The 13923-nt window shown below is 57.3% G+C and carries 14 protein-coding genes; 6 read left to right on the top strand and 8 right to left on the bottom strand.

From position 1 onward, the window contains the following. Positions 1-122: 122 nt before the first annotated feature. Entirely contained in the window at positions 123-2741 is a 2619-nt protein-coding gene (locus A3850_RS01850; RefSeq protein ID WP_082921561.1) for a TonB-dependent receptor, read from the bottom strand. 250 nt (positions 2742-2991) lie between these two features. Continuing rightward, entirely contained in the window at positions 2992-5277 is a 2286-nt protein-coding gene (locus A3850_RS01845) for a hypothetical protein (RefSeq protein ID WP_068213559.1), read from the bottom strand. A gap of 113 nt (positions 5278-5390) precedes the next feature. On the opposite strand from A3850_RS01845, the gene A3850_RS01840 reads away from it, so the two are divergent. Next, the gene (locus tag A3850_RS01840) at positions 5391-5918 is read left to right on the top strand and encodes a GNAT family N-acetyltransferase (protein WP_197493966.1); all 528 of its coding nucleotides are present in this window, start codon (positions 5391-5393) and stop codon (positions 5916-5918) included. Between the two features lie 60 nt (positions 5919-5978). Here A3850_RS01840 and A3850_RS01835 read toward each other — a convergent pair whose 3' ends face one another. The 4 genes from A3850_RS01835 to A3850_RS01820 all read right to left on the bottom strand — a co-directional run bounded on the left by A3850_RS01835 (position 5979) and on the right by A3850_RS01820 (position 9895). After that, positions 5979-6554, bottom strand: a complete 576-nt coding sequence (locus tag A3850_RS01835) for a biliverdin-producing heme oxygenase (RefSeq protein WP_068213554.1) — start codon at positions 6552-6554, stop codon at positions 5979-5981. Continuing rightward, a complete protein-coding gene (locus tag A3850_RS01830; RefSeq protein ID WP_068213552.1) occupies positions 6554-7087 on the bottom strand; it encodes a response regulator in 534 nt (177 codons plus the stop codon). The genes A3850_RS01835 and A3850_RS01830 overlap by 1 nt, the downstream gene beginning before the upstream one ends. Continuing rightward, positions 7088-7498: a response regulator gene (locus A3850_RS01825; RefSeq protein ID WP_068213550.1), complete on the bottom strand. Its 411-nt coding sequence runs from the start codon at positions 7496-7498 to the stop codon at positions 7088-7090. 129 nt (positions 7499-7627) lie between these two features. After that, the gene (locus tag A3850_RS01820) at positions 7628-9895 is read right to left on the bottom strand and encodes an ATP-binding protein (RefSeq protein ID WP_068213548.1); all 2268 of its coding nucleotides are present in this window, start codon (positions 9893-9895) and stop codon (positions 7628-7630) included. A gap of 173 nt (positions 9896-10068) precedes the next feature. Here A3850_RS01820 and A3850_RS01815 point away from each other — a divergent pair, with 173 nt between their 5' ends. Genes A3850_RS01815 through A3850_RS01805 form a run of 3 tightly spaced genes read left to right on the top strand, consistent with a single transcriptional unit; the run spans position 10069 to position 11263 of the window. Continuing rightward, complete coding sequence (locus A3850_RS01815; protein WP_068213546.1) at positions 10069-10527, top strand: DUF1569 domain-containing protein; 459 nt, start codon at positions 10069-10071, stop codon at positions 10525-10527. 47 nt (positions 10528-10574) lie between these two features. After that, the gene (locus A3850_RS01810; RefSeq protein WP_157500817.1) at positions 10575-10853 is read left to right on the top strand and encodes a hypothetical protein; all 279 of its coding nucleotides are present in this window, start codon (positions 10575-10577) and stop codon (positions 10851-10853) included. Continuing rightward, entirely contained in the window at positions 10850-11263 is a 414-nt protein-coding gene (locus A3850_RS01805) for a hypothetical protein (protein WP_068213539.1), read from the top strand. Before A3850_RS01810 ends, A3850_RS01805 begins: the two co-directional genes overlap by 4 nt. Positions 11264-11295: 32 nt before the next feature. On the opposite strand, the gene A3850_RS01800 is transcribed toward A3850_RS01805, so the two are convergent. Both A3850_RS01800 and A3850_RS01795 read right to left on the bottom strand, forming a co-directional pair. Next, a complete protein-coding gene (locus A3850_RS01800; RefSeq protein WP_068213536.1) occupies positions 11296-11820 on the bottom strand; it encodes a peptidylprolyl isomerase in 525 nt (174 codons plus the stop codon). A gap of 41 nt (positions 11821-11861) precedes the next feature. Next, entirely contained in the window at positions 11862-12125 is a 264-nt protein-coding gene (locus tag A3850_RS01795; RefSeq protein ID WP_068213533.1) for a hypothetical protein, read from the bottom strand. 184 nt (positions 12126-12309) lie between these two features. Between A3850_RS01795 and folB the strand changes: the two genes are divergently transcribed. Both folB and A3850_RS01785 read left to right on the top strand, forming a co-directional pair. Next, on the top strand, positions 12310-13044 hold the full coding sequence (gene folB, locus A3850_RS01790) for a dihydroneopterin aldolase (RefSeq protein ID WP_068213530.1): 735 nt from the start codon (positions 12310-12312) through the stop codon (positions 13042-13044). A 105-nt stretch (positions 13045-13149) separates the two neighbouring features. Beyond that, complete coding sequence (locus A3850_RS01785; RefSeq protein WP_068213527.1) at positions 13150-13872, top strand: DUF4197 domain-containing protein; 723 nt, start codon at positions 13150-13152, stop codon at positions 13870-13872. The last annotated feature ends 51 nt before the right edge of the window (positions 13873-13923 follow it).

The following is a 13923-nucleotide window of genomic DNA, read 5'->3' as shown; positions in this document are numbered from 1 at the left end:
AAAATCGACGCTACGAGGAGCTCTGGGTAACGGGGAGGATTAGACAACTACGATAATCCAGGTCCTCGTAGCGTCCGACGTAGGAGGTCCTGCGAGCGTCCGGTTCACCACTCCCCCCCAAATCAAATATCCACCTTCAACCGCAAATTAATCCGCCGCCCAGTAAGCCGGTTCGGGACGGCATACTGCTGTTGCCCAATCGTTTTGATGAAGGTATTCCCCGCCTGGTTACTAACCTGCATCAGGTTGAAGACCTCCAGACTGAGATAGGTGGACCGGGTGAAGCCCAGCCAGTGGTTGCGGCCCTTAACCGAAGTGGCGCGGTCGTACAGGCGCCAACTGAAGCCGATGTCGATCCGGTGGTACGTATCGAAGCGGAGGGCATTGCGGTAGATGCGGTTATCATCCTGAATGCCGAAGGGCAGGCCGCCGCCCACCGTGAGGTTGACGTGGGTCCGGAAGTTCTCGTTCTTCCGCAGGTAATCCTGGAAGAAAAGGCTCAGCTGGAAAAGTTGGTCCGTCGGCCGGGGAACGAAATCTACCGTGTTGAAGAGGACGGTGTCGGCGACCATATCCCGGCCCACGACTTCCCGGTGTTCTACGCCCGTAAGGCGTTCCCGGGCCTGCAGAAAACTGAGGTTCAGCCAGGAGTCGGCGCCCGGCACGAACTCACCGTTGAGGCGGAAGTCCACTCCCGCCACGTAGCCCGTCGCGTCGTTCTCCCCCGAATACTGGATTCGCACGTTTTCTATGTCGTAGCTGACGAGATCCCACAGATCTTTGTAGTAGGCCTCGGCAATGAAGCGGAATTTTTTGGGGTTCCGCTTACCGTAGTAGAAATCCGAAGTGATCCCGCCAACGAGGTGGGCGGATTTCTGGCTCCGCAGGTTCCGGTTAATGGTACCATCCGGCCGGCGCAATTCCCGGTAGAACGGAGGTTGCACGTAGAGCCCACCCGCCAGCTTGTAGGTGATGTCCGCCGTCTTGCCCAGGGGTTTGTACAGCAGTTGGGCCCGCGGGCTTACGTTAAACTCTTCGTTGAGGTCCCAGTAGGTTCCCCGTACGCCAGCGCTGAGGCGAAGGTCGAAACGGTCTTCCTTGCGGATCGTCCAGGTATCCTGGAAGAAACCACTGAAGCGATTGGAGTTGAGGGTGTTCTCCGTTTTCAGGACGCTGAAGAGCTCCACCGCCCCCTCGTTGAAGGGCAGGCTGTAGCCGGCCGAATCCAGCCGTTCCCATTCGTTGATGAAGTCATCCACCCGCTCGTGCTGGGCCTTGGCGGACCACTGCAAAAAGTGAGTCCGCCGCGTGGATTCGCTGCTGACGTCCAGTTCGAGGCCACCCTGCAGTTCCAGGTTGTAAACCTGGATGTCCAGAAAGTTACGGACGAAGTCCTGCTGGGTCCCGGACCCGAGTTCGTTGATGACCTCCCCGAAGGTGCTACTCCCGAGGTCCGTATCCAGGTTGCCCAGGCTGTAGTTACCGGCAATGGAAATGGCCTCGTTTTCGTCGCTGCGGAAGGCGGAGCCCAGTAACTTCAGAAAGAGCGGGTTCTCGTCTTTCTCGGGGATGAACGTCAGCGAAAGGCCACCCATTTGGGTCAGAAAATCGTCCCGCTCCGCCCCCGTAAAGCTGGTGAAGAGCTGCAGCGTCTCGAAGAAGCCACCGAAGGCCGTCGACCGCTCCACCGGGGTGAAGTTGTAAATGCTGCGGTTGTAATTCGCCAGGAAGGCCAGTTGCAACTGCGGGTTAAAGTCGTAGGTCAGGTAGGTCTGGATGTCCACGAAGTTGGGGAGGTACTCCCCCGTCGTCTCCAGGCTACCGAGTAGGTAACGGGTCGTTTTGTAACGGGCGCCGGCCAGGTAGCGGAATTTCTTGAGGCCATCCTTATTGGCTTTCGAACTGCCCTCAATATGGGCGGAGCCACCGAGGAAACTGGCCTGCAAACTTGCGCGGAGACTATCCGGACGCTTGTACTTGATGTCCAGCACCGAACTAAGCTTATCCCCGTACCGGGCATCGAACCCACCGGAACTAAAGCTCAGGGACCGCACCATGTCCAGGTTAGCGAAGGTGAGCCCTTCCTGCTGCCCGGCCCGGATGAGCTGGGGGCGGTAGATCTCGAATCCGTTTACGTAGACCAGGTTCTCGTCGTAGTTGCCACCGCGTACGTTGTACTGGCTCGTCAGTTCACCGCCAGCGCCGCTACTGACACCGAGGGCGATATGGGGTAGTAAGGATTCCAGGTTACCCGTCGTGGAAGGCAGAAGCCGCAGGGCTTCCGGTTGCTCCCGGATCATCCCACCCTCTTCGATCTTGCTTTCGCGGACGATGACCTCCAGGTCACTTTCCACCGGTGCGAGGGCAACGTCGATCTGCTTGTTGCTTCCCTCGGGCAGGGCCTTGATGGGCACCGAAGTTTCCCCGTACCCCAAACGGCTGAAGACCAGCGTAAAATCCTCCCCCGCCGGTACGCTGATGAGGTAGCGGCCCGTTTGCCCACTCTCCACGGCCCGCGTCGTCCCCTTGATGTAGATCGTGCTGAAGTCCACCGGCCGCCCGTTTACCCCGTCCGTCACCTTACCGGAGATGGATGCGGAACTCACCTGGGCGAAAAGGCCAACGCTACTCAACAGTAAGAATAGTAGGAGTGTGCCGCCACGCGCTGGCCAGGAATTGGCCCCGTACTGCGTTGGCTTACAGGGTTGAGGACGTACAAAAACGGTAAACAATAGTCGCATAGGGCAAAGTGAGGGGCAGCCCAACCGGGGCCCGCAGGGGGAACGACAAAGGTAATTCGGCATTGCCTAACCGGGTGGGGATAACTGGGGATTGTCTGGTGGGAACAATGCCTCGCACCTTACTATTACCCCGGGATCTATCTTGACCTTACGGTCAAGTCTGATCCCGGGCTAGAATGGTGATCCCTACCGGGATCTCGAGAGGCAAGAAGTGGGTAGATTCAAGTCAACAAAAAGACATATTCATTACCTACCTCCGGAAAACCCTACGCACCTCACCATTACCAACCACCGTATACCAACCGGAGGGCTGGGCGGCGAGGCTGAACCCTTGCCCCGTAACCGGCACCTCCAGCCTGCGGCCCAGGCCATCGTATACCGATAGATTGGCGGAGTCGGCACCCTTCAGGAATACCTGCCCGGAAGTCACCGTCGGGTAAAGGGTGAAGGCTTCGCCGAAGCGGACCGAGCGGACGGGCGAGAAGGCTTCCGCCCCGTCGAGGTCCACCATCCGGAGGCGGTAGAAGTTGTTTCCGCGGGTGGGGGACTCGTCCGTAAACACGTAGGAGGGGCGCCCGCCGGCCACTTCGCCGAGCTTGGTCCAGCCATCTTCGCCGGCCAGCCGTTCCACCACGTAGTGGCTGAATCCGGTCTCTTCGGTGATGTCCCAGTTCAACCGCACTTCGCTTTTACCTGCGTCAGCGCCAAAATGAGCCAGTGTGACGGGGAGTTCCTGCAGCGGGAAAGTGACTCGCAAATCCATCGTAACGGGGAGGTGGTCGGACATGAAGAAGAGCGCATCGAGCACGGAGCGGGGCACACCGGACATGTTATCGATGTCGTTGATGGACTGGTTGAAGAGGTTACCGTCGTTACCGGTGATATCGTAGGTGCCGTCGAGGTACTCGACGCCCATGGCTTCATCGTTGATGGGCTGGTCGTACATCAGGAAATCGAAGCGGCTGTCGAGGCCACCGGGAATGCCACAGTCGTAACTCTGGGAGCCGGATGCCCGGCTGGCCTGAGTGTGGATGTCGGAAAAGGCCGGGTTGTTATCCCACTCCCCGGGCGCATCGACGGGGTCGAACCAAGGGTTGGCGCCATTGAGTAACGTCTGGTAAGCAGCCTCCGTGTCGGTGTAGAAATTCAGATCGCCCCCAAAGACGGCGTTCTCGACCGGCAACTGGTCAAAAGCAGCCTGGAAGGTCGCCACGTCGTTGGCCCGGCGGGTAGAATCCGGCGGCGCGGACCCAGCCTTGGTGTGCATCACGTAAAAGTTGACGAATACCGTATCGGGTGCCGTGGCAATCTTGGGGTCGTTCATCTGCATCCGGTAGCGGCTGACGTCGCGAGTATTGGTTTCGATCACGCTCTGCTGCACCAGCGTCATTTTCGCCGAGTTGTAGTAGAGCATATTGTTGAGGTTCTTCACGATCGTAGAAGTATTCTCCACGAAGGTGGCCGCCGCATAATTAGGGTCGATACCCTGAAGGGCGGTCAGGATATCGGCGCTGCCCTGGGCGTCCTGCAGCTCGCAGACCATAATCACGTCCGGCTCGACGTGTTCCACAATCTTGGCCAACGTATCCTGGCGGTTGAGCTGGACGATGTCGTTAGGGTCCTCACAGCGGTCGCGGCCGTTCGGGAAGTTCAGCAGATTGTAGGCCATGACGCGGACGTCGATCTCGTTGGGGCAGGCCTCCTCCGCAGAGAGGGCTTCATTGGCCGCCATTAATAGTTGGCTGGAGCCGATGAGGGAGAAGTTACCCGCGCTGGTGGCCGTCAGATCGAGCGTCACGCAACCAGCGACGGGCGGGTTGGCACCACCTCCCGTAACGGTGCCGGTTGAGGGGAGCACCAGGATATTCTCGGAGTAAGTTTCGGCGATGAAGCCATTATCGTCCGTCGCGCAGGCCGTCACCGTGAAGGGGGCACCCACCTCGATACAGCTGGGCGGCAACTGGGTAAACTGGATCTGCGTGGGCTGGACGGTGCAGGTGCCAGAGGTGAAACAGATGTTATCCAGGTAAAAGGTACTGGAGGTTCTTGCGGTCATGATCCACCGCACAAAGATTCCAAAAGGGGCTACGGCACTTTCCTCGGGCAGGTCAGCAACAACTTCCATGTACTGCTTCTGATCCGGTCCAATACCAGTAGCATTGATCGTTTCAAAGGTCTGCCAACTGGCTTCATCACTTGGCGTCTGGCTCCACTGCACTTCCACGGTAAATACACCGGTGTTACTTGAGGAGTGCCAATCAAACGTGACGGTACCGACGCAGGTAAGTTCGGGCGAGATCATGCCTTCCCCTACCGTATTAAAGCCCTGGGCGCGCCCGTCAATCTCCCCGCAGTTGCTGCAGGGGGCCGCCTGATTGGGGCTACCGACGCGCGTCCAGCCCGCTGGTGGGTTAGCGTTGGACCCCGTCTCCCAGTCCTCCGTCCCCAGATCACAGTCTTGGGCGCTGACGCTGGTGCAAAGCAATAGGAATAGAGACAGGATGCCCAGGAACGGGCGGAAGCGGAATAGTGTCATGAGAGATAAATTGCGAAAGCAGGGTAAGCAGTAGGTCAACCCAATACCGAAGGTAAGGCAAGGCCGCTTAAAGTCCGGAAAGACGCATATTTGCCCCGCTCACTATTTCCGAAATGCTCACTACCGAAAGACTCCTCCTCCGCTCCTGGCGGGATACCGACCTGGCTCCCTTCGCAGCGATGAACGCCGACCCCGCCGTGCGCCGGTACTTCCCCGGCCTGCAGACGAAGGTCGAATCCGACGCCAGCGTTCGCCGTTTCCGGGCGCACGACGAAGAGCACGGCTTCACTTTCTGGGCGGCGGAACTTCGGGAGGCCGGTGCCTTCATCGGATTCGTAGGGATGGTGGTTCCGGGGGCTTACCTTCCCCTTCCCACCGGCTGCGTGGAGATCGGGTGGCGGTTGGCAACGGAGCACTGGGGCAAGGGTTACGCTACCGAAGCCGCCCGGGCCTGCGTAGAATACGCTTTTGGTGAATTAAAAGTCCCCGCCGTAGCGGCCATCACAACGGTGGAGAACCAGCCGTCCATCAACGTAATGAAGAAGTTGGGGATGGTTTATCACGGTGAATTCCTGCACCCGAAGATCGATCCGACGGACCCAATTGCGCCCCACGTGGCGTACGTTGTCGAACGCCCCTGAATTAGTGATTTCTTGAGAGCTTAAATGGGGCTGGCTAACCACGAGGCAAACTACCTACGCCTATGAGTTACCTGTCGGGTACAGTTCAGCGTACAAGTTGAACGTGGCCCGCGCGGCGGCCAAGCACGCCTCCTGCTCGGCGGTGGTGGTGATCCGCTCGGCCAGTAACCGTTGAAACTTGGGCCAGGTAGCCGGCGGTACTTGTCCACACGCTCGATAAAAGTGGAAGGATGGCAGGTGGCTCAATTCCGGGCAGGCGGGTAGAAGTTTGGCGATCATTCTTCCCCCAAGCGTAGAACCGAGCAGGACGTACTGCGCCCCCAGTGCGGCGGCAACAGAGTTTGGAGAGAATTCGATGGTAGTGGTCCTCGGCTCCAACTTTAACAGGTTGACGTCTTGCAGTAAAGCGTCCCTTAAGCCCAGGAAGATCGGGAGGTTGGGGACACTATTATCTTGTTCTTGGAAACATTCCACGAGGTGATTCCACACCAAATAGCTGGTGGCGATGAGGTGCTCATACTGGGTTAAGGACACATCCCGCGAGCGCAGTCCTTTCCCCAGCAATAAATCTTCGGTGGCCCGGTGTTCCGCTCTGGTTTCTTCCTTTAAACGGGTAGCGATGGTAGCCTCCCGCATTAATCGAGGGCCAGTACCTGGCTCAGGGCTTGCTTGATGTCCTCCTTCTCCGAAAAGTCAGACGCACCTTCGAGCAAATACATGGCTTTCTGGAGCATCAACGAACGTTGCTGGGTGCGGGCCAATTGCTCGTCCGCCGCAGCCCGGTGGGAGGCGGCCCAGTCCAGCGCGGAGGTGAAGGCCTCTTTAAGTTGGCTGAGGCGTTCTTTAAGGACGTAGCCATTAGCACCGCTGAGGACGGCATCGGCGGCTTTTTCCTCATTATTCAATTGGCCGGTCACAAAAATGAACGGTACGTGGGAGAAGTGCTCCCGTATGTACAGTAGCGCTTCCAGCCCATTGTAGCCCGGTAGATGGTAATCCGCCAGAACGATGTCGTAATCATTCCAGTGGATGCGTTCCAGAAATTCACTTTCGTTTTTGGCTACGGTGATAAGCGAATGGGGTGCGAATTTGAGCAGGGCGCGCTTGGTCAGCTCCGCATCCGCGGGCCGGTCCTCAAGCAAGAAAACTTTTAATACAGAATCAATCATTTACGCTTGGAGGTCTTTGGTCGTCGCGGAAAGTACGTCCTGCAAAAGAGAGCGTAAATCCGTTGTGCCAGCTGGTTTGGTATAGTAAGCAACATTTCCGTACTGCAGCGCTGCGGTGATGTCCGCGTTGAGCACGGAGGACGAAAGTATGTTGACGCGGCGCAAATTAGCTAGTTTTTTCCGCTTTTGCAGTTCATCCAGTATTTCAAGACCCGTCATCTTGGGCATTTTGATGTCCATGAAGATGACATCCTGCCCGTTATCAGGAAAATCCAGCAACCTTTCAAAACCCTTCACGGCATCCTCAATCCATTCGAAGTCAACGTCCGGGGCAACCTTTCTCAATGCACGCTCCATCAAAAAGGCGTCATCGGAAGAATCGTCAATTAGTAATACTTTCTGTTGGGGCATAATCTAATAGTAGCACGAAAGGAGGGTACACCTTTTTGATCGAATCAGCAGTGTTAAAAGTTCAAAAGCAGGACCAAAATTAGCACGCCTTTAATGATTTTGAACACCCTTTACACTTGCGATACGTGTTTAAGCACCCGTTTCGATTTTCTTTTGTTCCTGCGTCAATAGATCCAGGGGAATGCTGATCGTAAAGGCGGTCCCTTCACCCACTTTACTATCGACGCTGATGTTGCCACGGTGCTTTTCTACGATCCGTTGGACAATGGCCAAACCGACCCCCGTGCCCTCGTACTCCTCTTCGGGGACGAGGCGATTGAATACGGCGAAGATCTGCTCAGCGTACTTCATGTCGAAACCGATACCGTTATCGGCAACCTCAATTTTCAAGTTACCGTTCTCCTCCCAGCTCCGGATGAAGATGGTGGCGTCAACGTTGGTCCGCCGGTACTTAATGGAGTTACCGATCAAATTTTGAAAGAGCTGACCCAGCAGCGCGCCGTTCGCGTGAAGGCTAGGTTGTTGCAAGTCCAGCGTCAGGCTGACCAGTTCGTGGTCAGGAGTGCCATCAAAGGCGCGGGTGATCAGGCTTTCCAGGTTGACTTCGTCCAGCGAGATCCGGCCCTGCCCCAGGCGGGAGAAAGCTAGGATCCCATCAATGAAATCATTCATTCGGTTCACGCTATTGACGATAACCTCCAGAGCGCGCTGGCCGTATTCGTCGAGCTTATCCCCGTAGTCTTCGTCCAGAATTTCGGCGTATCCGCGGATGTGGCGCAGGGGGGCGCGCAGATCGTGGCTGACGGTATAGCTGAAGCTCTCCAACTCTTCGTAGGCGTTGACCAATTGGTTATTGACCTTGCGCATCTCCTGGTACTTGACCAGGATGACCTCCTTAATATCGTTCCGGAGCGCCAGGGCGTTGTCCAACTCAAATTGTTGCCAGGGCTCGCTGACGCCCCGTTTCGTTTCGGAGTAGCTATTAAAGGAAAGTTCCGGATGTAAACGCACCCGGCCTTCCTCAATGATCTTGCGGTCCTCCGGCTTCCCACCCCAGGTTAGGGTGGTGACGATCTCGGGCCGGAACCACATCACGTACTCACCGGGTGATTTCGTAAGCCGGATACTGACCAGCCCGGCGGGGGCGGTATGAAATTCCTTGGCCGGGGGGAATTTTGCGTGTAGGGAATCCGTAGCGTAGATGTTCTCATCCAGTTCCTCGATCAGGGGTAAGAGGTTACGAACTTCGGCTTCCGTGGGGCTCTCGCCGAGAAGAATCACCCGTTCGTCCAGGATGAGGGCGGCGCCGTTAGCGTTCATCAATTCCAGTAGGTGGCGGCTTCCTTCCGTCATTGGAGTGACGAGGTCGCTACTCTCGTTCATCTTTTCCACCAACCGCGCTCGCGTGAGGCTACTGTTCAGGACGCTCCGCTGGTAGGAACTCCCCTGGTGCAGTGCCAGGTGGCCGGAAAGTAGCCGACCGAAGAAGCCGAGTAATTGGCGGAGGCGGTAATCGATGAACCGGTCCGCGTGGTGGTGGCAGGCGATGAGGCCCCACAGTTTATTATTAACGGTAACGGCGATGCTCATACTCGCCCCCACGCCCATGTTCCGTAAGTACTCCTGGTGGATAGGGGAAACGCCCCGGGCGTTGGCCAAACTGAGATTAATGGGTTGGTTATCATCCGAGATCAGGAGGTAATCCGAATCTTCGCGGGTGCTGGCCACCTGGCGAATCTGTTGGCGGACGTACAGTTCCCGCGCCTGCTTGGGGATATCCGTATGCGGGTAGCGGAGATGGAGAAAGGAGGTCACCCCCTCGGCGCGGTTCTCGGCGATGATCTGCCCGTTATACTGCTCATCAAATTTGTAGAGATAGACCCGGTGATATCCCGTTAGGCCCCGGACTTCCGTTACTACGGTATTGAAAATGTCGTTCCCTCGCTCTACGCTGGATTGGATGCGGGCCATCGCCTTATCGATCTTCATCAGGAAGGCCGTCGAGGCAAAGGAAGGATCGCTGGGTTCGATCTCCACGATGAGGAGTTCCCCTTCCCGGTTGACGACTACGTTCTCCCGGCTAACCGTTTCGCCGTCCTTCCCAACGCGTAGCCATTCCAGTGGCATGTGGGTGGAGATGTCCGCTACGTCACCTAATTGCCGGAGGGTGGCTACGATATCCTTCCCCAGCACGGCACCTGCGTCAGCGCCCAAAAGCTGATTGGCGGGCAGGCCGAATTTGCTCGGAACGTTTTCTGAGTAAGCTTTGATCTGCAGCGAATCGGCGTACAGGACCAGCATGGCGATGTGGTCCTGGCAACTACGCATGAAGCGTAGCGGCTCTGCGTCGCAATTCGTAAGGTCATAGTTGGTATTGTACCGTTGGCGAATGGTCATGTGAAACGCAGGTGAGTGAAAGGAGCTGGGTAATACTAAAGTAGCAGAGCATGAGGCCCGCCGCTGATAAGTCCTAGATTTAGACAACGAGGCCGATGAATTGTTGTTAAAGAACAGCACTGCTGGTCTTCGGGATTGGCCCACGTATATTTGTAGCCAGCTAAATTTCGATTATGACGTACCCCTCAGTTTTTGAACCAGCCGTTACCCAGAGCTTGATTGACCGGGTAGAGAAATTAAGCCCTGACACTCAGCCGGGATGGGGCAAAATGAACGTCGGCCAAATGCTGGCCCACGTAAACGTAGCTTACGAACAGACTTACGACAACCCACCCCCCAAGCCGAATTTCCTGATGGGGTGGTTTCTGAAAAAGTTCGTGAAACCCGCCGTGGTTGGGCCCAAACCCTACGAGAAAAACAGCCGCACGGCTCCGGCGTTCCTGATCACGGACGAGCGGGATTTTGGCAAGGAAAAAGCCCGCCTCATCAGCTACCTCAACCGGGTGCAGCAGGAAGGTAAGACGGCTCATGAAGGCAAACCCAGCCCTTCATTTGGCCCTCTTACGGCGCAGGAATGGAGCACGCTCTACTACAAACACCTGGACCACCACCTGACGCAGTTTGGTGTCTGATCGCAGCAACCTATTTGCGCCTTACCTACCTTAAACCTATCTACGCCGTGCCATCGAGGCTGCTTCTACTGCTGACCATCATCTGCTCGCTGCTTGCCTGTGAACCGACGGAGACGAAAGTCAACATCCGCCTCACGATGGCCGAGCGCAGCGTGCTCGATACCCGGATCGTGGCCTACATGGACAGCCTCCGGCCCATCCTGAAGGCCAACTGCGTAGAAGAGACACCCGACCGCGTCGCCGTAGCTACCGACAGCATCGTGCAGCGCCGTCTGGAAGAAGAAGCCCGGATGCGGGCGCGGATGCCTGAACTCCGTGGCCAGTGAAGTACCGCATCCTAACCCTAGTCATAATCGTGGCCAGCCTGGCGGCGTGTAAGGAGCGCAATACTGATAGTAGTGCCTACATCCAGCAACTCTTCGAGGAAAGGGTGGGCCGCCTCATCGCCCGGATCGAGGACGACTGCCGAGAAGAAGTGATGCGCCAAGCCCAGCTACGGGCGGATTCGCTACTCATCCAACGGGCCCGCCGCATGAAACGGATCGAAGGCCGGCCACCCCGCCCGCGCAGGCCGGGAGAGCCGCCGGCGAAGGAACTTTCCGCACCATTACCCTTAAGGCCATTATTCCCCTTCGAAATTCGGTTCGACACGCTGTTGCGGGACAGTCTGTTGCAGGATAGCTTACTGCAGGACAGCTTGCTGCAATTACGAGAATTGGACTTTAGCCCGGAATAGGCCTACCATAATATAAGGACGCATCCTGAGCCTTAAGTCCGGTGCACCCCACCCAAATCGATGTAGCGCTTCTGGATGAGCTCGTCCACGGTAGGCTTCCGCACGTTGAGGATGGCCCCGGAGAAGAAGAGGGTCTTACCGGCCAGGGCGTGGTTAGCGTCCAGCGTAACTTCCTCGTCGTCCCACTTCAGGATCTTGGCGTTAACGGCTTTGCCGTCGGCATCCGTGAGGGTGACGAATTGCCCTTCTACAAGTAGCCCGGGCTCGATCTGCTCCCGCTCATTTTTAAAAAGATTCAATGGCATTTTCAGGATGTGCTGCTTGTTCGGCACCCCGTAGGCATCCTGGGGCGCGAGTTGGAAACTGAAGCCCATGCCGGACTTCAGCCCGAAGATGCGCCGCTCCCAGGCGGGTAGCATTTTACCGACCCCGAACATGAAGACGAAGGGGTAGTTGACGTCCATCCGTTCGAGCAGGGGGCCGCTGGGGCCACCGTCCCGGACTTCGTAGGTGAGGGTAACGATCTGGTGGTCATCGACGGTAAGGGGAGCACTCATGGGTAGGGGTTGAAATGCGAAGAGAAAGAGGCTGGGTAGGGTCAGTAGCGGCGATTGATCATTGGATCGGCGGCTCCGGGGCCGGCGTGGGTGTTACGTACCTCGTCGAGCCGATCTCGACAATCCGTACAGGTAGCCAGGTGCTCACTGACCCGGCGGAAAGCTTTGGCGTCGGACCGCTTCAGGTCACCGTTCCAGTACTTGACCAGGTCGCCATCCGAGGGGTGGGCGAAAGAGCCGACGACCTCCCGGCCGATGTAGTAAATAATGGCGGCGGCAACGGCCCCGACGAAGTAGCTGGTCATCAGTGATGCGCTTAAGTAAGATTTGAATACGTACCATAACGGCCGGGAGCCGCCCAGGTTGCGGTGGGCCAGTCCTTCCCGCACGTGATGAACTAAGGCCCCGCCAACTTCTCCGGCCGGGCAGTATCTTGCGCCCGGTGGAGGTAGGCCGTTTTCGCAGGCCCGCCCCGTAAATTGTACGGCGATGAATGCTAAGATCGGTTTGAAGGACGTACGGATCCACGCCCCCCACGGTTTCTTCGAGGAGGAACACTACATGGGCAACGAGTTCAGCATCGACGTTGAGGTGGACGCCCGCATCGGTGGAGCCGCCAGCCAGGACGATCTGGGCCAGACCGTCAACTACGCCACCATCCACTACTTGCTAAAGGCTGAAATGAAACGCCCCACCCAGTTACTGGAGGCACTGGCTTACCGCATGGCGGCCCGGATTGCCGAACAGTTCGACAACGTGGATAAGGTCAAGCTCCGCCTCCATAAGCTGAACCCGCCGCTGGGGGGCAAAGTCGCCGCTTCCTGGGTTGAAGTCGAAGTCACCGCTACCGCTGGCTACGGCGGTGGCCTGGGTGAACCGCGCACCTTTGAGGACAATTACGAGCCGCATTACGATAAGGATGGGCCCTTCGCCAGCCGTACCGGTGGGGGCACCATGACGGGTGCACCACTCAAACCCCGGCCGGTGCTTCCTCAGCAGACCTTTGATCCCCCTACCCCACCACCACCGGCCCTTCCCGCCGAGTTGGTCGTGGAGGATAACTTTGAATGGGACGACGAGGCCTTTGGGGACGAAGCCGGCCACGCCGTTTCCGACGACGATTTCCACCTGGAGGATTTCGAATTGCCCGACGATTTCGACATGGATTCCCTACCCGATTTTGATGCGCTGGACTTCGATTTTGGGCCGGATGACCCCAAATAGTCCCCTTATCCACTGGCCACCGGATTCCTTATTAAAAAGCTAAGCGGCCACCTGAACAAAACAACCGCGCGCCTTAATCGCTTTCTTCTGTTAAATAAACCTGCTATGCTACGCCACCTCACGCTCCTCTGCCTCCCCTTCTTTTTTCTTGCCTGCACCTCGCAGCAGATCAACCAGACGCTGAATACCGTACTGGCGGGTGGCCTGAGCTCCGAAGATATCGGTGCCGGCCTCAAAGAAGCATTGCGCAAGGGTGTCGAGCGGGGAGCCTCCGAATTGAGCCAGGAGGGAGGGTACTTCAACGATACGGCCTACCGCATCCTACTACCCGAGGAAGTACGCAAGGTCACGGGTAAACTGCAAAACGTTCCCGGCTTCAATAACCTGGAGGAGGTGATCCTCCGCAAGATCAACCAGGGTGCGGAGGATGCCGCGAGCAAAGCTGGCCCCATTTTCGTAGACGCCATCCGCCAAATGACCATCCAGGATGCGATGTCCATCCTTAAGGGAGAGGACAATGCGGCAACTTCTTTTCTCCAGCGGGCCACTTACAATGCGCTCTACAACGAATTCAGCCCGGTGATCAATAACTCCCTGGACAAGTACGATGCTAATAAAGTCTGGGGCGACGCCGCTAATGCCTACAACAACTTCCCCCTCACCCGCCAACCCGTCAACACGGACCTGGGTGGTTACGTCACCGAGCAAGCGCTCGAAGGGCTCTTCCGCAAGATTGCCGTCGAGGAGTTAAACATCCGCGAGAACATTGGTGCCCGCACCTCCGAACTGCTTCGCAAGGTGTTCGCCCTGCAGGACGGCGCCAAATAGATCATCGCGCCCCAACCGTTCCGAGCTTAAAGCATGGCCTGGCCGTCTTCA

Origin of the sequence: Lewinella sp. 4G2 (assembly GCF_001625015.1) — a bacterium.
In the GTDB taxonomy this organism is placed as follows: domain Bacteria; phylum Bacteroidota; class Bacteroidia; order Chitinophagales; family Saprospiraceae; genus Neolewinella.
This window is presented reverse-complemented; position numbering and strand designations above follow the sequence as displayed.

Coding starts and splice junctions, on each gene's coding strand:
- A3850_RS01840 (WP_197493966.1), top strand. CDS start 5,391: ATGCTCACTACCGAAAGACTCCTCCTCCGCTCCTGGCGGGATACCGAC.
- A3850_RS01820 (WP_068213548.1), bottom strand. CDS start 9,895: ATGACCATTCGCCAACGGTACAATACCAACTATGACCTTACGAATTGC.
- A3850_RS01785 (WP_068213527.1), top strand. CDS start 13,150: ATGCTACGCCACCTCACGCTCCTCTGCCTCCCCTTCTTTTTTCTTGCC.
- A3850_RS01825 (WP_068213550.1), bottom strand. CDS start 7,498: ATGCCCCAACAGAAAGTATTACTAATTGACGATTCTTCCGATGACGCC.
- A3850_RS01830 (WP_068213552.1), bottom strand. CDS start 7,087: ATGATTGATTCTGTATTAAAAGTTTTCTTGCTTGAGGACCGGCCCGCG.
- A3850_RS01845 (WP_068213559.1), bottom strand. CDS start 5,277: ATGACACTATTCCGCTTCCGCCCGTTCCTGGGCATCCTGTCTCTATTC.
- A3850_RS01815 (WP_068213546.1), top strand. CDS start 10,069: ATGACGTACCCCTCAGTTTTTGAACCAGCCGTTACCCAGAGCTTGATT.
- A3850_RS01800 (WP_068213536.1), bottom strand. CDS start 11,820: ATGAGTGCTCCCCTTACCGTCGATGACCACCAGATCGTTACCCTCACC.
- A3850_RS01795 (WP_068213533.1), bottom strand. CDS start 12,125: ATGACCAGCTACTTCGTCGGGGCCGTTGCCGCCGCCATTATTTACTAC.
- folB (WP_068213530.1), top strand. CDS start 12,310: ATGAATGCTAAGATCGGTTTGAAGGACGTACGGATCCACGCCCCCCAC.
- A3850_RS01835 (WP_068213554.1), bottom strand. CDS start 6,554: ATGCGGGAGGCTACCATCGCTACCCGTTTAAAGGAAGAAACCAGAGCG.
- A3850_RS01850 (WP_082921561.1), bottom strand. CDS start 2,741: ATGCGACTATTGTTTACCGTTTTTGTACGTCCTCAACCCTGTAAGCCA.